15 protein-coding genes and 1 riboswitch are annotated in these 19,001 nt (G+C 71.1%); of the genes, 14 read left to right on the plus strand and 1 reads right to left on the minus strand.

Annotated features, from left to right (window positions below):
* Positions 1 to 125 precede the first annotated feature (125 nt).
* Both ACH4SP_RS30825 and ACH4SP_RS30830 read left to right on the plus strand, forming a co-directional pair.
* Entirely contained in the window at positions 126 to 1,061 is a 936-nt protein-coding gene (locus ACH4SP_RS30825) for a class I SAM-dependent methyltransferase (RefSeq protein WP_398419614.1), read from the plus strand.
* A 10-nt stretch (positions 1,062 to 1,071) separates the two neighbouring features.
* A complete protein-coding gene (locus ACH4SP_RS30830) occupies positions 1,072 to 1,560 on the plus strand; it encodes a GtrA family protein (protein ID WP_398419615.1) in 489 nt (162 codons plus the stop codon).
* A gap of 59 nt (positions 1,561 to 1,619) precedes the next feature.
* Here ACH4SP_RS30830 and ACH4SP_RS30835 read toward each other — a convergent pair whose 3' ends face one another.
* Positions 1,620 to 4,328, minus strand: coding sequence for a YfhO family protein (locus tag ACH4SP_RS30835; protein ID WP_398419617.1), 2,709 nt, complete (start codon positions 4,326 to 4,328; stop codon positions 1,620 to 1,622).
* 123 nt (positions 4,329 to 4,451) lie between these two features.
* Between ACH4SP_RS30835 and ACH4SP_RS30840 the strand changes: the two genes are divergently transcribed.
* From ACH4SP_RS30840 to ACH4SP_RS30895, 12 genes are all read left to right on the plus strand, one after another.
* Positions 4,452 to 5,477 carry a glycosyltransferase family 2 protein gene (locus ACH4SP_RS30840; protein WP_398419619.1) on the plus strand — a complete coding sequence of 342 codons (1,026 nt, stop codon included), beginning with the start codon at positions 4,452 to 4,454 and terminating at the stop codon, positions 5,475 to 5,477.
* 66 nt (positions 5,478 to 5,543) lie between these two features.
* The gene (locus tag ACH4SP_RS30845; RefSeq protein WP_398419620.1) at positions 5,544 to 6,233 is read left to right on the plus strand and encodes a SurA N-terminal domain-containing protein; all 690 of its coding nucleotides are present in this window, start codon (positions 5,544 to 5,546) and stop codon (positions 6,231 to 6,233) included.
* A 96-nt stretch (positions 6,234 to 6,329) separates the two neighbouring features.
* On the plus strand, positions 6,330 to 7,394 hold the full coding sequence (locus tag ACH4SP_RS30850) for a nucleoside triphosphate pyrophosphohydrolase (RefSeq protein WP_398419622.1): 1,065 nt from the start codon (positions 6,330 to 6,332) through the stop codon (positions 7,392 to 7,394).
* Between the two features lie 128 nt (positions 7,395 to 7,522).
* Entirely contained in the window at positions 7,523 to 9,418 is a 1,896-nt protein-coding gene (locus ACH4SP_RS30855; RefSeq protein ID WP_398419624.1) for a hypothetical protein, read from the plus strand.
* 9 nt (positions 9,419 to 9,427) lie between these two features.
* Positions 9,428 to 10,714 (plus strand): cytochrome P450, encoded by a 1,287-nt coding sequence (locus ACH4SP_RS30860; protein ID WP_398419625.1) that lies wholly within the window; start codon positions 9,428 to 9,430, stop codon positions 10,712 to 10,714.
* 117 nt (positions 10,715 to 10,831) lie between these two features.
* Complete coding sequence (locus tag ACH4SP_RS30865) at positions 10,832 to 12,019, plus strand: transglycosylase family protein (RefSeq protein WP_398419627.1); 1,188 nt, start codon at positions 10,832 to 10,834, stop codon at positions 12,017 to 12,019.
* 275 nt (positions 12,020 to 12,294) lie between these two features.
* Positions 12,295 to 12,491: riboswitch (cyclic di-AMP (ydaO/yuaA leader) on the plus strand.
* A gap of 2 nt (positions 12,492 to 12,493) precedes the next feature.
* Positions 12,494 to 13,207 carry a transglycosylase family protein gene (locus ACH4SP_RS30870; protein ID WP_398419629.1) on the plus strand — a complete coding sequence of 238 codons (714 nt, stop codon included), beginning with the start codon at positions 12,494 to 12,496 and terminating at the stop codon, positions 13,205 to 13,207.
* 387 nt (positions 13,208 to 13,594) lie between these two features.
* A complete protein-coding gene (gene eno, locus ACH4SP_RS30875; protein ID WP_398419630.1) occupies positions 13,595 to 14,881 on the plus strand; it encodes a phosphopyruvate hydratase in 1,287 nt (428 codons plus the stop codon).
* 92 nt (positions 14,882 to 14,973) lie between these two features.
* Positions 14,974 to 15,459 (plus strand): septum formation initiator family protein, encoded by a 486-nt coding sequence (locus tag ACH4SP_RS30880; RefSeq protein WP_398419631.1) that lies wholly within the window; start codon positions 14,974 to 14,976, stop codon positions 15,457 to 15,459.
* Between the two features lie 40 nt (positions 15,460 to 15,499).
* Positions 15,500 to 16,066, plus strand: coding sequence for a DUF501 domain-containing protein (locus ACH4SP_RS30885; RefSeq protein ID WP_398419633.1), 567 nt, complete (start codon positions 15,500 to 15,502; stop codon positions 16,064 to 16,066).
* Positions 16,063 to 17,052, plus strand: a complete 990-nt coding sequence (locus ACH4SP_RS30890; RefSeq protein ID WP_398419635.1) for an exopolyphosphatase — start codon at positions 16,063 to 16,065, stop codon at positions 17,050 to 17,052. The genes ACH4SP_RS30885 and ACH4SP_RS30890 overlap by 4 nt, the downstream gene beginning before the upstream one ends.
* A 349-nt stretch (positions 17,053 to 17,401) precedes the next feature.
* Positions 17,402 to 18,808, plus strand: coding sequence for an NAD(P)/FAD-dependent oxidoreductase (locus ACH4SP_RS30895; protein WP_398419636.1), 1,407 nt, complete (start codon positions 17,402 to 17,404; stop codon positions 18,806 to 18,808).
* Positions 18,809 to 19,001: the final 193 nt, after the last annotated feature.

Here is a 19,001-nt window from a genome sequence, read left to right on the forward strand (position 1 = left end):
GTGAACGCGGGGGCGGTGCGGACCCCGATCGATCACGGCCCCGGGTGCGCCCCGTCACCCCCGGTTCGCCTCGCCGTCGCACGGATGCCATGCCCCCGGTGGCCGGGTCGTCTAGCGTCCCGGCCATGCCACTGCTGACCCACCCCCTCGCCCGCCGCGCCCTGCGCCCCTTCGCGGCCCTTGTCGATCAGCGCGTACGCACCCACACCAGCCGCACCAGCGGCGAGATCGCCGCCCTGCGCGCCGAACTGGACGTCCTCAAGAGGCAGAGCCACGCCGTGGAGATGCTGCTCGACCGGACCGGAAGGGGCGCCCACCGGATGCCGTCCGCCGGGCAGATCTCGACCCTGGTCGCCCAGGTGGCGGCGGTCAGCGGGAGTGCGCACGCGCGGCGGGCGGTGACCTCCGCGTTCCGTACGGTCGTGGCGCTGGAGGCGCTCGGCGTCGGGCGGCTGGCGGGCGGCACCTCCAACGTGTGCGGGAAGCTCGCCACGCTGCCCCTGCTCGCACCGCCCGCGCACCCCGACGTACTCGAAATCGGCACGCTGCACGGCCTGTTCGCGACCGCGCTCACCCGGATGCTGCACCGCGAGGGGATCGAGCCCCGGCTGACCATCGTCGACCCGCTGGTCGGCGCGCAGCTCCAGCCCGACGCGGTCCGCGACAGCGCGGACCCGACGGGGACGCCGGTGCGCGAGGACGTCGTACGGGCGAACCTGGCGCTGGCGGGAACGGCCCCCGGCGGGGCGTCGGGCACCCGCATCCAGCAGGGCTTCTCGCAGGACCCCGAGGTGCGGTCGGCGGTGTCCGACCGGAAGTACGGAGTGATCGTCATCGACGGCGACCACTCCAGGGAGGGCGTGCTCGCGGACCTCAGGTGGGCGGAGGAGATCGTCGCCGAGGGCGGAATCGTGGTGCTCGACGACTTCGGGGACGCGGCGTGGCCGGGGGTGCAGGAGGCCTGGGACGAGCACCTGGCGGACGCCGGTACGGATGCGGAAGGACCGCGGCTGACCTTCCTGGGGCAGGTGGCCACGTCCGGCTTCCTGCGGAAGGGCTGATGACGAGTTGATGCGCCAACGCCCGGCGCTCGCACAGGTGTTGAGGTTCGCCCTGGTGGGGGTGGTGAACACCGCCACCTTCTACGGGGCGTACCTGGTGCTGCACCGGTGGCTGCCGTACTACCCGGCCTATGTGGCGGCGTTCGTGCTGAGCATGGTCGGGTCCTTCTTCCTGAACACCCGCTTCACGTACCGGACCCGCCCGACGTGGCGGAAGTTCCTCCTCTTCCCGCTGACCAACCTGACGAACTTCACGGTCACTTCGGTGGGCGTCTTCGTGCTGGTGGAGTGGTGCGACGTGAACGACCGGATCGCGCCGCTGGTGGCGGCGGCAGCGGCGATCCCGGCGACGTTCCTGCTGTCGCGGCGGATCCTGGTGGGGGGTGCGCGGGGCGGAAGCGACGGCGTGCGGTCGGGGGAGGGTGCGCTCCGCGTGGGGCCGCCCCCTTGCCCACCCGTCCCGCCCCCGGGGGGCGGCCCCGCTGCCCAAGAGGGCTAGGGGGCGGCGGCTTCAGCCGCCCGAGGGGCAGGTATTTAGGGGCGCGGGGAACTGCGCGATCAGCCACGACGCACCCGCACGAAGCCCACCCGCCCCGGCTCCGCCACGGCTGCCTCCGGCTCTGCCACGGCCGTCGCCCGCTCCGGCTCGCTCCCACCTCCCGGCTGCTGCATCTGCTGCATCTGCTGACGCCGCCGTCGCAGCAGGTGCAGCGCCCCCGCCGCCACCGCGACCCCCACCGACCCCAGTCCCACCCCGACCCCCGCCCGCAGGCCCGGCGGCCGGAACGCGCACCGGATCTCCGAGGCCCGCCCGCCCTCGCCCAGCGGGACCGCCAACAGCCCCAAGTAGTTTCCGGCGGGGGTGAGTTCGCCTCCGTCCACCGCGCACTGCCACCCCGCGATCCGGGGTACGGCGAACACCGCGGTCCGCGACGTCCCAGACGCGACGGTTGCTCCGGACGCTCCGGTCGCTCCGGACACCCCACCCCCCAACCCCACCCGAATCGACCCGTCCCCCACTTCCACCTCACGCGCCCCGCCCGCGCGCAGCGTCCGTACCGCCGCCGTCAGCCGGTCCTCGCGCAGGCATGCGGCCTCCGCGCCCCGCGACCCCGTTCCGCGCAGGGTGAGCCGCACCCGCCCGTCCGCCGGGGCGACGCCCATCTGCTGCATCGCCGCCCGCACCCGGCCCCGCTTGGCCTCGAACCGCACGTCCTCGGTCCCCGCGGCGTTCATCCGCGCCACCCCGTTGAATCCCGGCGCCCACAGGAAGACCGGCGCCCCCGGCGTGCACGTCCCCGCCGTCCCCGCCGTCTTCGTTGTCCCCGCCGTCGCCACCGCTCCCGGCAGCCGCTCGTACACCTTCGCCCCCAGCAGCAACTCCTGGTTGGAGAAGGCCGAGCGCCCGTACTCCGTCCCCTCCGGCAAGGATCCCCGCACCGTCACGAGCGGCGCCGCCTCCCTCCGTACCACCGTGAACTCCGTGTCCGCGCCCTGCCGGTACGTCGACCGCAGCCGGGTGCCGACCGCGAACAGCGCGTCCGTCACCGGGTTGTCGAGGCTGTGCGGCGCGCGCCCGCTGCCGTTCCAGCCGTCGCCGAGCGCCCCCAGGGTCCGGGTCAGCACGTCCGAGGTCATGCTGCTGTAGTACGAGGCGCCCTGGCCTCCCACGACCATCGCGTCGTTGTGCACGGTCTGCGCGCGACCCGGTTCGGTGCGGTGGCGGGGCCAGTCGGCCACCCCGGCGATCACCGCGCGCTGCGCGTCCTGCCGTGCGCCGTACGGGGCGTGGTCGTCCTGCGCGGCCACCCGCCGTTTCGCCGCCCACGCCGTCGTCAGGGCGGACTGGCCGACCGTGCAGCCGACCAGCAGCACCGCGGCCACCGCGGTGTACCCGCGTCGCGTACGCCCCAGCAGCACCAGCGCGCAGGCCACGGTCACCAGCCCCGCCCCCGCCCCGAGCCACGCCCACCGCCCCGTGAAGGCACTGCCGAGACCGGCGAGCGCCAGCAGCGCCACGCACAGCAGCCCGCCCGTCAACGCCCGCCGCGGCACCCGCAGATGGCTGGCGGCCAGCCACCCCGCGATTACCAGCACCCCGCTCAGTACGAACGTCTGCCGGTACGAGCTCCCGTTCGGCTCGGCGAACGCGTGCCACGCCAGATGCGTCGGCCCCCACTGCATCGACACCAGCACCGCCACCACCAGCACGCTCCACCCCACCCGCACCCGCACCGCGATCCCCCGGTGGAACGGCAGCGCACACGCCAGTACGAGAACGGCCGAACCGACATACATGGCAGGCGAGTTGAAGCTGTACGTGGCGGGGAGCAACCGCGCCAGCACATCTCCCCACCCCGCCTGCCGGAAGCTCAGCCCCATCCCCGGATAGGCGTGCCGCGTCCCCGCGAACACCGTGAACAGCACCGGCGCCGACAGACCTATCCCGAGCGCCACCACCCCGCACGCCCGTACGGCGGTACGCACGAGACGCATTCCGCCCCGTTCGCCCTCGGCAGGCGGCGCACCCGCTCCCTCCGTCAGCAGCCGCACCCCCAGTACGAGCCCGGCCCCGACGGTCGCCATGTACGCGGTGTAGAAGTTCGCCGTCCAGACCAGCGCGACCAGCGGCACCCCGGCCCCGAACCACACCCGGAACCTGCGCCCCGTACGCACCCATTCGCCCACCAGGCACAGCAGCGGGAACCCGATGAGACCGTCCAGCCACATCGGGTTGTACGACGCCTCGATCACCGCCCACCCGCACAGCGCGTACGCCGCCCCGAGCGTCCCGGCGAGCCACCACCGTCCGCCCGGACGCAGCGCCAGCAGCAGCCACGCCATCACCGCGGCCGCCACCCCGATCCGCGCCACCGACGACACGTACACCGCGAGGTCGATCTGCTCCCTCGGGAAGAGCGCGACCAGCAGCGCGAACGGGCTCGACAGATAGGTGCCCACGTCGGGCAGGAAGCTGGAGCCGTACCCCGACTGCCAGTTGATCAGCCAGCCGCCGTCCGCACGGCCGTGCAGGACGTCCCACAGATGGGCGTGGAAGGGGACGAACTGCGTGCCCAGGTCGTTCACATTCCGGTTCATCCGCCCGAAGGGCTGGCTGCCCGCGAGCGCGGACCCCAGACAGTGCGCGAGCGCGGCGGCGACGGCGGCGAGCAGCGAGGACGCGGCGACGGGGTGTGCGGCGACGCGTGCGGCGACGGGGCGCGAGGCGAGGGACGGGCGCAGCGGCCGGCGCGGACGATTCAGCATGAGGCCGACCGTAAACACCCTGCCAGGCACTTCACCAGCACCGCGCAATTCCGTTAACCGAACCGCCCTCCGTCCGTCACACAACGCCTGAGGAAATGTCATCTGCCCGCGCTGCCATGGCACATGCTCATCTCCCTCGTCGTGCCCTGTTTCAATGAGGCGGAGATCGTCCGGCGATTCCACGCCCATGTGTCACGGGAAATCGCACCGCTCGCCCTGTCCGATCCGGCCACAGAATTCGAATTCGTGTACGTCGACGACGGCAGCCGGGACGCGACGCTCGACCACCTCAGGTCGCTCGCCACCGCCGACCCCCGCGTCCGGTACGTGTCCTTCAGCCGCAACTTCGGCAAGGAGGCCGCCATGCTGGCCGGTCTGCGGCACGCCACCGGCGACGCCGTGGTGATCATGGACGCGGACCTCCAGCACCCGCCCGAGCTCGTCGCCCGCATGGTCGACCTGCACCACCGGGGCCACGACCAGGTCGTGGCGCGCCGAACCCGGGCCGGCGACCGCGTCACCCGCACCCTCACCGCCCGTGCCTACTACCGCCTGGTCAACCGCCTCGTCGACGTCGAACTCGTCGACGGCGTCGGCGACTTCCGGCTGCTGTCCCGGCGCGCCGTGGACGCCGTGCTCAGCCTGACCGAATACAACCGCTTCTCGAAAGGGATCTTCGCCTGGATCGGATTTCCGACGGCGACATTCGAGTACGAGAACGCGGTGCGCGAACAGGGCGACTCAAAATGGACCTTCGGCAAACTCCTCAACTACGGCCTCGACGGCGTCATTTCCTTCAACAACAAACCACTGCGGGCCGCCCTCTACTTCGGCCTGTTCCTGCTCGCCATTGCCGCCGCGTACACCGCATGGATTGTCGGTGACGCGCTCGTCAACGGCGTGGAAACCCCCGGTTATGTGACCCTGCTCGTGGCCGTGACGGCCCTTTCCGGCGTGCAGATGGTGCTGCTCGGCGTCGTCGGCGAATACGTCGGCCGCATCTACTACGAGGCCAAGCGACGCCCGCACTTCCTGATCGGCGAGACGAACACGGGCCCCGGCCCCGCACCCCGCCCCACGGCCGCCGCATCCCAACTCATGAACGACTCGTTGGTCGAACCAGTGGCCCGGACCACTCCGGCTGCCTAACATCAACAACCGCAAGGCTTGTTGTTCGTTGCAATGCCGCACGATCACCGCCCCGGGAGGCACCCTTTGCACCGCCGTACGCACACCAGCGCCCGCACCCGCACCACGCTGCTCCTCTCCGCCGGCCTGCTCGCCGCGGTCCCCGTACTCACCGCCTGCGGCAGCCAGTCCCACCCCGGCGCGGCAGCCCTCGTGGGTGGCGAACGCATCGAGACGTCCTCCGTCCAGAACCAGGTCAAGGACGTGCGGGCGGCCCAGGCGAAGGCCCCCCAGGGCGCCCAGCTGATCAGCAGCACCGGCCAGATGAACCGCGCCAAGCTGCACAGCATGCTCTTCGGCAAGGTCGTGGAGCGCGCCGCGTCCGACGCGGGCATCGAGGTCAGCCGCAAGGAGATCCAGCAGGCGCGGGCCGCGGCCGTCCAGCAGTACCAGGGCGAGGAGAAGCTCGCGGAGATGCTGGTCAGGCGCGGTGTCGCCCCCGACCAGATCGAGCAGGCCGTACGCGAGGAGCTCCTCCTCAACAAGATCGCCGCCGCGAACCGGGCCAACCTCACCACCCCGGACGGCCAGGCGAAGGTCACCCAGGTCCTCGCCAAGGCGTCCAAGGACCTGCACATCTCGGTCAACCCGCGCTACGGCACCTGGGACAACGAGAAGATCGGCCTCACCGACCGCCGCACCCCCTGGATCACCCAGAAGACGAAGAACGCGGAGGCCCAGGCGGCGGAGCAGGCGGGCGTCCCGGAGACGCAGTAGTCCCGACGGGGCCCGCAGCCCGGCGGGGCCGCCCCGACAGGTCGCCCTGCCGGGCCGCGCACCGGCGCTGTCGTACCTCCCGGGTACCGTCGAGGAGTGACCACAGAAGCACCCGGAGCACCCGGCGCACCCGAATCCTCCGAGGCGTCGCCCGCCGCGGCCCCCGCCCCCGGCCGCATCGTCCTGCTCACCGCCAGCCACCGGGTCGCCCCCGGCCTGCTGTCGTGGCCGGCCTGGCAGACGCTGCGCGGCGCCGACCGGGTGCTGTGCGCGGACGCGCAGCACCCGCAGCTGCCGTACCTGTACGAGGCGGGCGTCACCGTCGAGCACGACGTGCCGACCGCCGACGAGCTGGTCGCCTTCTGCGCGGGCGGACGCACCGTCGTGGTCCTCCCCACCGGAGCATCCGGCGAGGGCGACGCCCGCCTCACCGACGGCCTCGCCCGCCTGGCGGGCTCGAACCGCGTCCAGATGCCCGACCTCGAACTCCTCCCCGGTTCGTACGACCTCCCCGGCGCCCGCCTCCTCGACCTGGTCGACGTCATGGACCGGATCCGCCGCGAGTGCCCGTGGTCGTCCCGGCAGACCCACGAGGGCCTCGCCAAGTACGGCATCGAGGAGGCGTACGAACTCGTCGAGGCCATCGAGGCGGGCGACCGCACCGAACTCCGCGAGGAGCTGGGCGACGTACTCCTCCAGGTCGTCTTCCACGCCCGCATCGCGCAGGAGGCCACCGGCGAGGAGGAGGACGGTGAAGCGGGCGACGGCCCCTTCTCCATCGACGACGTCGCGGCCACGCTCATCGACAAGCTCATCCACCGCCACCCGCACGTCTTCGGCGACGAGACCGCCGAGACCCCGGCCGACGTGAAGGCCCACTGGCTGCGCACCAAGGCCATCGAGAAGCAGCGCGACTCGGTGACGGAGGGCATCCCCCTCACCCAGCCCGCCCTGGCCCTCGCGGCGAAACTGGCGTCGCGGGTGCGGTCCGGCGGCCTCGACGTGGCACCGCCGGCGGGCGACGGCGGAATCGGCTACGAACTCCTGGCCCTCGCGGCCCGCGCCGAAGCGGCGGGCGTGGATCCGGAGACCGCACTGCGAGCGGCATCGCGTGCGTACCGGGACGCGATCGTCGCGGCGGAGAAGGCGGGGGCTCAGTAGTGTTGCGGTAGGGCCGTTCTAGAGGTGTGGGGGCGTGCGTGGCAACGGAGTTGGACGAACTTGCGGGCTTGCTGGCACGAGCCGGACTCACCGACCGGTGGGAACACGTCCGCCGTGCACTGGATGCCGTGGTCACGCCCAGGTATGGCGATCGTGCCTCGGACCACTTCGTCGCAAGCGACGGCCGGAGCATCACGCTGAGGATGTGGCGCCGCTGGCTGGCGTGCCTCGAAGCGGACGACAGCGGGGGGATCGCCGAAGTATGGGAAGTCCTGGCCAAGGTCGCACTCGACTCCGGCATTCCGGGGTGGCCCGAGGGGGACCTCACCCATAAACCCGACAACGGCCGCACCACCATCGACCGCATCACCAACACCCTCTCCGACGCCACCGTCGACGGCCCTGTGATCCAGGTCGGCCACGTCGGCTCCTTCCACCAGAACCGCCACGTAGCAGGCGACAACGTCGACCTCACGGGCAACACCATCAACGGCCAGGTCATCGGCGTCCAGACCGTCCACCACGCCCCGCCCACCGCCCACGACTGGCGGCCCGTACGGGAGGTGGGCCCGATCGAGTTCGGTGTGCGGCCCACCCGGCGCGTCCACCTCCGCGACGCACCGCCCTACGCGGAACGGGACCGTGACCGCGAACTCGCCGAGTGGCTGGCCCACACCGGCCTGGTCCTCATCCTCGCCAAGCCCCTCGCCGGCACCTCGCACACCGCCTGGAACGCGGTGACACAGATGGACGGGCACCGGCTGTACGCCCCCGAGCCCGGCACCGACCTCCGCACGCTTCCGGCGGACCTGAAGAACGAGCGCGGCAAGTACGTCCTGTGGCTCGACGACATCACGGACCACCTCGGCGCCGGAGGCCTCACGCACAGCCTGCTGGGACGCCTCACCGCCCTCGGTGTCGTGGTCCTCGCCACCATGGACCCCGACGCCCATTACGCCCGCCGCACCGAACGCGTCCTGGCGGCCGCACACACCGTGGAACTCGAACGCGAGTGGAGCGACCGGGAGTTCGCCCGCCTCCTGCCGTTCGTCCAGGACGGCTGCGTGGCCGAGATCTACGAGCACGGCGACCGTGCCCACGTCGCCGCCCACTTCGCCTTCGGCCACCTGCTGCGCGACGAGTGGCACCGCCCCGGCACCCGCACCGCCCACCCGCGCGGACACCTGCTGGTGCGGGCCGCCGTCGAGCTGGCGGGATGCGGGGTGAGAACACCGGTGCCGGAGAGCCTGTTGAGGCGGCTGTGCGAGGGGTACGCCGCAGAGGCCGACGGCGTGGCGAAGGAGTCGTACGAGGAAGCCTTCGCCTGGGCGACCGCGGAGCACTTCGGCATCCCGGGTTTCAGCCTGCTCGCCCCGGCCAGGGGGCCGGGGTTCTGGCGGGCGCACGGGGCGCTGGTGGCGGGGGAGTGGCCGGTCACCGACGAGGTGCGGGAAAGAATCCTGCGCGAGACGCAGGACGAGGAGGACATCGACAGCGACGACCTGGAGCGGTCCTACTGCGACGTACTGCGCCCGCGGGCGGAATCCGGAGACCTGGCCGCCATGGTCCGGCTCGGCCGGTTGGCTCCCAAATTCACCGAGGCCCTCACCTGGTACCGCCGTGCCGCCGACGCCGGAAGCGTGGCCGCGGCAGCCGAACTGGGGCAACTGCTCAGCGAGTTGGACGGCAGCGAGGCCGAAGCGGTCAAATACCTGGAGGCCGCCGCCAGGGGCGGACACCACCCCTCCGCCGCCGTCCTCGGCCGTTTCCTCCTCGACCGGGCCAGACACTGGCTGGGTGTCGCGGGTGCCCCCGAGGCGACGGCGCTCCGGAGTCTGCTGGACCCGCCGGAGGCGACCGTCGGCGCAGGGACGGACGGCCCGCCCGCCGAGCCGGCCCCGTTCCGTATCGACTACTCGCCCCCGGTCGACTACTCGCCCCAGGCCTGGTACCTGCCCGGCGGTTCTCTCTCCGAGCCTCCGTCGAGACCCCGCGAAAACACCCCCGGGTCCGCCCCGGGTTAACGTCAAAGCGTGACCAATCCCCCCGCCGCCGAATCTCCCGCCCCCACCCTCTTCACCTGGGAGTTCGCCACCGACCCGTACCCCGCCTACGCCTGGCTGCGCGAGCACGCGCCCGTGCACCGCACCAAGCTGCCCAGCGGCGTCGAGGCCTGGCTGGTGACGCGGTACGTGGATGCCCGGCAGGCCCTCGCCGACCAGCGGCTCAGCAAGAATCCGGCGAACCACACCGGCTCCGCGCACGCCAAGGGCAAGACCGGCATCCCCGGCGAGCGCAGTGCCGACCTGATGACGCATCTGCTGAACATCGACCCGCCGGACCACACCCGGCTGCGACGGCTCGTCTCCAAGGCATTCACCCCGCGCACGGTCGCCGAGTTCGCCCCCCGCGTGCAGGAGCTGACCGACCGGCTCATCGACGCGTTCGAGCCCAACGGGTCCGCCGACCTCATCCACGAGTTCGCCTTCCCGCTCCCCATCTACGCGATCTGCGACCTGCTGGGCGTACCCCGCGAGGACCAGGACGACTTCCGCGACTGGGCGGGGATGATGATCCGGCACGGGGGCGGGCCGCGCGGGGGAGTGGCGCGCTCGGTGAAGAAGATCCGGGCGTACCTCGTCGAGCTGATCCACCGCAAGCGCGAGGACCTCGGCGACGACCTCATCTCCAACCTCATCCGGGCCAGCGACCACGGAGAGCACCTGACGGAGAACGAGGCCGCCGCCATGGCCTTCATCATCCTGTTTGCCGGTTTTGAGACGACCATCAACCTGATCGGCAACGGGACGTACGCGCTGCTCCGCAACCCGGAGCAGCGCGAGCGCCTCCAAGCCGCCCTCGCCGAGGGCGACACCGGACTCCTCGCCACCGGCGTCGAGGAACTCCTGCGCTACGACGGCCCGGTGGAGCTCGCCACCTGGCGGTACGCGACCGAGGACCTGAGCATCGGCGGCGAGGAGATCTCCGCGGGCGACCCCGTGCTCGTCGTGCTTGCCGCCGCCGACCGGGACCCCGAAAGGTTCCAGGATCCGGACACCTTGGATCTCAGCCGTCGGGACAACCAGCACCTCGGCTACGGCCACGGCATCCACTACTGCCTCGGCGCCCCGCTCGCCAGGCTCGAAGCGCAGACGGCCCTCGCGACCCTGCTGACCCGTCTCCCTGACCTGCAACTCGCGGAAGATCCTGCCGATTTGCGGTGGCGTGGCGGCCTCATCATGCGCGGACTGCGCACCCTCCCGGTCGAGTTCGGGGAACCCGTAAGGGCACCCGAAGCTGACGGCGCGTCAGCAATGTGACCTTCGCGTGATCTCCACTGCATCGACTTGTGACGGGTGTTCGACTGCGGCTACGTTCACGGACGACCCAGCAGTTACGGCCAGAAGCCGGGTCACCGTCAGCTGAAAGGCAACCGCATGCGCTCCGGGAACGGTAAACACCGCCGCCCGCGTCAGGCACCCGCTCTCATCGTCGCGGCCGGGGTGACCGGATCCGCACTCGCGATTCCGCTCCTGGGCGCGACCAGCGCCAGCGCGGTCGAGTCGAACACCTGGGACCGCGTCGCCGAGTGCGAGAGCGGCGGCATGTGGAGTGCCGACCTCGGCAACGGCTACTACGGCGGGCTCCAGTTCTCGCAGGAGAAGTGGGACCAGTACGGCGGCGGTGCGTACGCCCCGCGGCCCGACCTCGCCAGCCGCTCGCAGCAGATCAAGGTCGCCGAGAAGGTGTTCGCCGCCGAGGGCCCGCAGGGCTGGCCGAGCTGCGCCGGCGTCTCCGGGCTCGCCCCGGGCGGCGGTGCTGATTCCGGTTCCGGTTCCGCGTCCGGCGGGGTCGACGCCGCCGATCCCGGCACGGACACCGGTGCACCGCCCAAGCCCCCGGCGGGCTCCGTGAAGCCGGACACCCCCGGCGAGAGCGCCCACCAGGACACCCCGGGCACGGGTGCGGACGCGGGCACGGGTGCGGGTAAGGACGCGGGTACGGATCCGGGTGCGAAGGCGCCGACCACCCCGGCCACCCCCGTCACTCCGACCACCCCCGCCATCCCGGGCAGCGGCCATCCCGCCGAGCCGACCCCCGGCTCCAGCATCGAGCCCAGCACCGGCCCGACCACCCCGGGCACCGAACTGCCCTTCCCCGGCGGCACGACGCCCGGTACGCAGGCCCCCGGCACGCAGACCCCGGGCACGCAGACCCCGGGCATCGAGTCCCCGGACGCGTCGGTCACGCCCGGCACGCCCGCCACTCCCGGTACGCCCGCCACCCCGGGCGCCACCGACCCCGCGGACGGAGGCCAGGGCAAGCACCGCGGCGAGCCCGCGCCGGAGAACTCCCTTCCCGTACCGGACAATTCGTCCACCCCGGACGGGACCGACGGACGCGATGAGGGCCGCCACGCCTCCCGTGACGGCGACAAGGGTGCGGACGGCGCACCCGGTCCCGGCGACTACACCGTGCGCCCCGGCGACAACCTCTGGCACATCGCCGACGAGGCGCACGTGCCCGGCGGCTGGCCCGCGCTCTACGAGGCGAACCGCAAGGCCCTGGGCGACGATCCGGACCTCATCAAGCCTGGCCAGAGCCTCGAATTGAGCGAAAAGTAGGCCCAGAACACAGGTAGTTCGGGACCTTATGTCCGGTTCTGCGCAAGTGAGACATGAGTCTCTCTGCCCCAACTGGCGTGTCCCTGCTGGAAGGTCCCGCCGTGCCCCCTCTGACCTGCGTAAACAACCGTGCAGGGAGGGCAAGTAGGGGCTGAATGTCCCCGATGGGCCTCTTTGAACATCGGGGACTCCTGTGATTACGGTCGTCCTCGCTCGCCACCGGTGGGCACCGGAGCCCGCACGCCGAATCCTGCCGGCGGGCCTCGGCAGCAGTCGTCGCGAAAGCGCCGTAGGCAGGAGCGGGGGACCCAAGGTAAGTGCCGGGCCCGGACGTTGAGAGACGGACGAGGAACGGCTTGGGGTGAAGCCGCCGAGACGGAACGCGGGAGAGATCCGCGGTCCCGACCGGAGGCCGGGCGAACTCACAGCCCGAACCCGACAGCTCACCTCGAAGGCGTCGGTGAGGGGATATCCATGTCGCTGTTCACTGGCAAGGGCAAGCACCGCCGTCCGTCCAAGGCCACCCGTGTCGCCACCCTCGCGGGTGTCACCGGTGTCGCGGTCGCCGCTCCGCTGATGGGGGCCTCCTCGGCCTCCGCCGCCTCCGTCGACACCTGGGACGCCGTCGCCCAGTGCGAGTCCGGCGGCAACTGGTCCATCAACACGGGCAACGGCTACTACGGCGGCCTGCAGTTCACGAACTCCTCGTGGGCGGCCGCCGGCGGCACCAAGTACGCGCCGCGCGCCGACCAGGCCACCAAGGGCCAGCAGATAGCCGTCGCCGAGCAGCTCCTCAAGATCCAGGGCCCCGGCGCCTGGGCCTGCGCGGGCGCCGGCAACCTCAGCAACGACGGTGTCGACCCGGGCGTCAGCACCGGCTCGGGCACGCAGAAGTCCGCCCCGAAGAAGCAGCACCGCTCCGAGGCCCCGACCGCCTCCCGCTCCGAGGCCCGCCAGGCCCCGAAGTCCGCGGCCCCGAAGTCCGAGGCCCCCAAGACGGCAGCCAAGCCGTCCGCCCCGATCCAGAAGGGTGACGGCGAGTACGAGGTCAAGTCCGGCGACACCCTCGCGAAGATCGCCGAGGCGAAGCACGTCAAGGGCGGCTGGCAGCACATCCTCGACCTGAATGAGGGAGTCGTCGTCGACGCCGACCTCATCTACCCGGGTCAGCAGCTCCACCTGAGCTGACCCCCGCGGAGACCCCGGCGGCCCACCCCCGCCCGGTCCCCGCGCAGTGGAGCGGACGGCCCACCCCCGTCCGCTCCGCACACCTGGACCCCGGCCGGGCGCGACTTCCCCCTGTACGCGCCCGGGCCGGGGCCCTTCTGCGTCCACGTCCCCTCGTATGGGCAGAGCCCGTACGCACGCTGGGTGAACAGGTCCGTAACACACGGCGACGGCCTTCAGGTCCTTCGTCCTGTATTACAGGCATTCGGGCATCTTTTCGTCCCAGCGGGCGGTCCATCGGCTGGCTGATGCCTGCGATCCGGTTAGGCTCATGTCGCAAGGCCGAAAGCGACCCTGCGCCGCGCCCCGTCAGCGGGCGCACCCCTCAGCGTCACATCCCATAAGGAGATGCTCGTGCCGTCCATCGACGTCGTCGTAGCCCGGGAAATCCTGGACTCCCGAGGCAACCCCACGGTCGAGGTCGAGGTCGGCCTCGACGACGGCAGCACCGGCCGTGCTGCTGTTCCGTCCGGCGCCTCCACCGGTGCCTTCGAAGCCATCGAGCTTCGCGACGGTGACCCGAACCGCTACCTCGGCAAGGGTGTCGAGAAGGCCGTTCTCGCCGTCATCGAGCAGATCGGCCCGGAGCTCGTCGGCTACGACGCGACCGAGCAGCGCCTGATCGACCAGGCGATGTTCGACCTCGACGCCACCGAGAACAAGGGCTCCCTCGGCGCCAACGCCATCCTGGGCGTCTCCCTCGCCGTCGCGCACGCCGCCTCCGAGGCCAGCGACCTGCCGCTGTTCCGCTACCTCGGCGGTCCGAACGCGCACCTGCTGCCCGTCCCGATGATGAACATCCTCAACGGTGGGTCGCACGCCGACTCCAACGTCGACATCCAGGAGTTCATGATCGCCCCGATCGGCGCGGAGTCCTTCTCCGAGGCCCTTCGCTGGGGCGCCGAGGTCTACCACACCCTCAAGAAGGTGCTGAAGACCAAGGGCCTGTCCACCGGCCTCGGCGACGAGGGCGGCTTCGCCCCGAACCTGGAGTCCAACCGCGCCGCCCTCGACCTCATCGTCGAGGCCATCACGCAGGCCGGTTACATCCCCGGCGAGCAGATCGCGCTCGCGCTCGACGTCGCCGCCTCCGAGTTCTACAAGGACGGCAAGTACGAGTTCGAGGGCAAGTCCCGCTCGGCCGCCGAGATGACCGAGTACTACGAGGAGCTCGTCTCCGCGTACCCGATGGTCTCCATCGAGGACCCGCTGTACGAGGACGACTGGGCCGGCTGGAAGACCCTCACCGACCGTCTGGGCTCCAAGGTCCAGATCGTCGGCGACGACCTCTTCGTCACCAACCCGGAGCGTCTGGCCCGCGGCATCGAGGAGGGCTCCGCGAACGCCCTGCTCGTCAAGGTTAACCAGATCGGCTCGCTCACCGAGACGCTGGACGCCGTCGAGCTGGCCCAGCGCAACGGCTTCAAGTGCATGATGTCGCACCGTTCCGGCGAGACCGAGGACGTCACCATCGCCGACCTCGCCGTCGCGGTGAACTGCGGCCAGATCAAGACCGGCGCCCCGGCCCGCTCGGACCGCGTCGCCAAGTACAACCAGCTGCTGCGCATCGAGGAGATCCTCGACGACGCCGCGGTGTACGCGGGCCGCTCCGCGTTCCCCCGTTTCAAGGGCTGATTCCTCGCTGAAGGTTTAAGCCTCCGTACGTCCCCGTACCCGGTCCCGTACCGTGTGCGGGGACGTCGGTGCGTAACGGGGAGGGACAACGGATGGCCGCGAAGGGCAACCGCGACCGGTTCTCCACCACGACCAGGCTGCGACTGCTCGGCGAGCAGACCGCCGCCCGCGTCTACCGCTCCCAGACCCGCCGCCAGGCCCGCCGCTCCCGGCTCACGGGCCGGGCGGCGCTGCTCGTCCTGGTGGTCTGCACGCTGGTGGTGGCTCTCGCGTACCCGATACGGAGCTACTTCTCGCAGCGCACCGAGATCGCCGACCAGGAGCAGGCCAGGGACGAGGCGGACCGGCGCGTCGAGGAGCTCCGCGACGCCAAGGCCCGGCTGCAGGACGACGCGTACATCGTGCGGCTGTCCCGCGAGCACCTGCACTACGTGTTGCCCGGCGAGACGGGCTTCACCATGTACGACCCGGACGCGTCCGGCGCCTCCGAGCGGCCGGGCGAGGGCGGCGCGGCCGACCAGCCCTGGTACTCGAACGTCTGGGGCGGCGTCGACGAGGCCGACCGCCGGGAACCGTAGAACCACTCTCCGTACGAAAACAGACCGACAGAAGGCACGCATGGACACCCCGCCCCCGACCACGCCGCGCACCGAGCCCACCGACAAGGACATCGAGGCGTTCAAGCTCCAGCTCGGCCGTCCGCCGCGCGGGCTGCGCGCGATCGCGCACCGCTGCCCCTGCGGCAACCCGGACGTGGTCGAGACGGCTCCGCGGCTGGAGGACGGCACGCCGTTCCCCACGCTCTACTACATGACCTGCCCGCGGGCCACGGGCGCCATCGGCACTCTGGAGGGCTCCGGCCTGATGAAGGAGATGCAGGCGCGGCTGTCCACCGACCAGGAGCTGGCGGACACCTACCTGGCCGCGCACGAGGACTACCTCAAGCGGCGCGACGAGATCGAGGAGCTGGTGGGCTTCCCCAGCGCCGGCGGGATGCCCGACCGGGTGAAGTGCCTGCACGTGCTGGTGGGCCACTCCCTGGTCGCAGGACCCGGCGTGAACCCCTTCGGCGACGAGGCGCTGGCGCTGCTGCCCGAGTGGTGGGCCAAGGGCCCGTGTGTGACGCCGTGCACGGACAAGGCCGCCGACAAGGCCGCGGACCAGGCCGAGGAGGCCGCCAAGTGACCCGTATCGCCGCCATCGACTGCGGTACGAACTCCATCCGCCTGCTCGTCGCCGACGCGGACCCCGCCACCGGCGAGCTGGTCGATCTGGACCGCCGGATGACCATCGTCCGGCTCGGCCAGGGCGTGGACCGCACCGGCCGCCTCGCCCCCGAGGCGCTGGAGCGCACCTTCGCGGCCTGCCGCGAGTACGCGCAGATCATCAAGGATCACGGCGCGGAGAAGGTCCGCTTCGTGGCCACCTCCGCCTCCAGGGACGCCGAGAACCGCGACGAGTTCGTCAGCGGCGTCCTGGACATCCTGGGCGTCGAGCCCGAGGTGATCTCCGGCGACCAGGAGGCCGAGTTCTCCTTCACGGGCGCCACGAAGGAGCTGGCGGGAGATGAAAAGGGCGCGGAGCGCCTTCCTTGGAAGGGTGGTGGTGGGCGACGGGCGGGCGAGGACTACCTCGTCGCCGACATCGGCGGCGGCTCCACCGAGCTCGTCACCGGCCGCGACACGGTCCAGGCCGCCCGCTCCGTCGACATTGGCTGCGTACGGCTGACCGAGCGGCACCAGCCGTCCAGCCCGGCAACGCCCGAGCAGGTCGCCGCGATCCGCGAGGACATCGAGGCGGCCCTCGACCTGGCCGCGCGGACGGTGCCCTTCGCACAGGGCCCCGAGGGTGCCGAAGGCTCCCGCACCCTGGTCGGCCTCGCCGGGTCCGTCACCACCGTCGCGGCGATCGCGCTGGGGCTCGACACGTACGACCCCTCGGCGATCCACCACGCCCGGATCCCGTACGAGCGCGTCCGGGAGGTCACCGAGATGCTGATCGGTGCCACCCACGACGAGAAGGCGGCGATCCCCGTCATGCACCCGGGCCGGGTGGACGTCATCGTCGCCGGATCGCTCATCCTGCTCGCCCTCATGGAGCGCGCGGGAGCCGCCGAGGTCGTCGTCTCGGAACACGACATTCTGGACGGCATCGGGTGGTCCGTCGCCTGACGCGAGAGCGCGCCGAACGAACTTCGTGAAGTTCTTCACAAGGAAAAGGGGCCCGTTGGGCCCCTTTTTCACGTCCCGGAGCCGATCGGGCGGTGCGGCGCCCCCGAGTGCGTGCATAACGGACGGTTCCGGGCGTGTAACGGATGTATGAAACGCGTAAGTGGTCCAGTCCACGGAAGGGGCCATCAGGCCAGTTGGGAAGGGGTTTTCAACGACCCTCGACGCCCGGTGGTTCCCCCTTCGGGCCATGACCTCAGTCACGTGGGCCGCGGAGTGTAGCAGAGGGTCCCGCAGACCTTGTGAAGGGGCTCACGAGGTACCCCCCGGTGAGGGGTGGATACTCGATTGCATGAGCACCACGGAGCGTCCCAGGATCCTCGTAGTAGGCGGTGGGTACGTAGGCCTGTACGCGGCACGACGCATTCTCAAGAAGATGCGTTATGCGGAAGCGACCGTCACGGTCGTCGACCCGCGCTCGTACATGACCTACCAGCCCTTCCTGCCCGAAGCCGCCGCCGGCAACATCTCGCCGAGGCACGTCGTCGTACCACTGCGACGCGTCCTTCCCAAGGCCGAGGTGCTCACCGGTCGGGTCACCACCATCGATCAGGACCGCAAGGTCGCCACGATCTCGCCGCTCGTCGGCGAGGCCTACGAGCTGCCCTTCGACTACCTGGTCGTCGCGCTCGGCGCGGTCTCCCGCACCTTCCCGATCCCCGGCCTCGCCGAGCAGGGCATCGGCATGAAGGGCGTCGAGGAGGCCATCGGCCTGCGCAACCACGTCGTCGAGCAGCTCGACAAGGCCGACTCCACGACCGACGAAGAGGTCCGCCGCCGTGCGCTGACCTTCGTCTTCGTCGGCGGTGGCTTCGCAGGTGCGGAGACCATCGGCGAGGTCGAGGACATGGCCCGCGACGCGGCCAAGCAGTACAGCAACGTCTCGCGCGACGACATGCGGTTCGTCCTCGTCGACGCCGCCGACAAGATCCTTCCCGAGGTGGGCCCCGACCTGGGCCGCTGGGGCAAGGAGCACCTGGAGAGCCGCGGCATCGAGATTCACCTCTCGACGTCGATGGACTCCTGCGTCGACGGTCACGTCGTGCTGAAGAACGGCCTTGAGGTCGACTCCAACACCATCGTGTGGACCGCGGGCGTCAAGCCCAACCCGGCACTGGCCCGCTACGGCCTGCCGCTCGGCCCGCGCGGCCACGTCGACACCCAGGCCACCCTCCAGGTGCAGGGCAGCGACTACATCTGGGCCGGTGGCGACAACGCCCAGGTTCCGGACCTGGTCGGCCGCAAGGCCGGCAACCCGAACGCCTGGTGCCCGCCGAACGCACAGCACGCGCTGCGCCAGGCCAAGGTCCTCGGCGACAACGTGGTCTCCGGCATGCGGGGCTTCCCGCAGAAGGAGTACAGCCACGCGAACAAGGGCGCCGTCGCGGGTCTCGGCCTGCACAAGGGCGTCGCGATGATCGTCATGGGCAAGATGAAGATCAAGCTCAAGGGCCGTCTCGCCTGGTACGCCCACCGCGGCTACCACGGCATGGCGATGCCGACGTTCAACCGCAAGATCCGCGTGCTGGCCGACTGGACGCTGGGGATGTTCCTCAAGCGCGAGGTCGTCTCGCTCGGCGCCATGGAGACTCCCCGCGAGGAGTTCTACGAGGCCGCCAAGCCCGCGCCGGCCCCGGTCGACGCGGTGAAGGTTCCGGCCGCGGCCGAGCCGAAGAAGACCGAGGCCAAGGCCTCCTGACGGGTCTCCCGCAGCAGTCAAGAGTTCTGATCCCGAAGGGGCCGTCCGCCATCCGTGGTGCGGACGGCCCCTTCGGCGTATCCGTACATATGTAGATGTAAACGCCATCCATTTTGCCGTCTTGTGATGCGAATTCGGGATGCGGCAGCCATCGGCGGGTGTTAATCCCAGTAGTACGTCGACTCTTGGACGC

The sequence above is a fragment of the Streptomyces sp. NPDC021093 genome, from assembly GCF_044333135.1.
Lineage (GTDB): Bacteria > Actinomycetota > Actinomycetes > Streptomycetales > Streptomycetaceae > Streptomyces.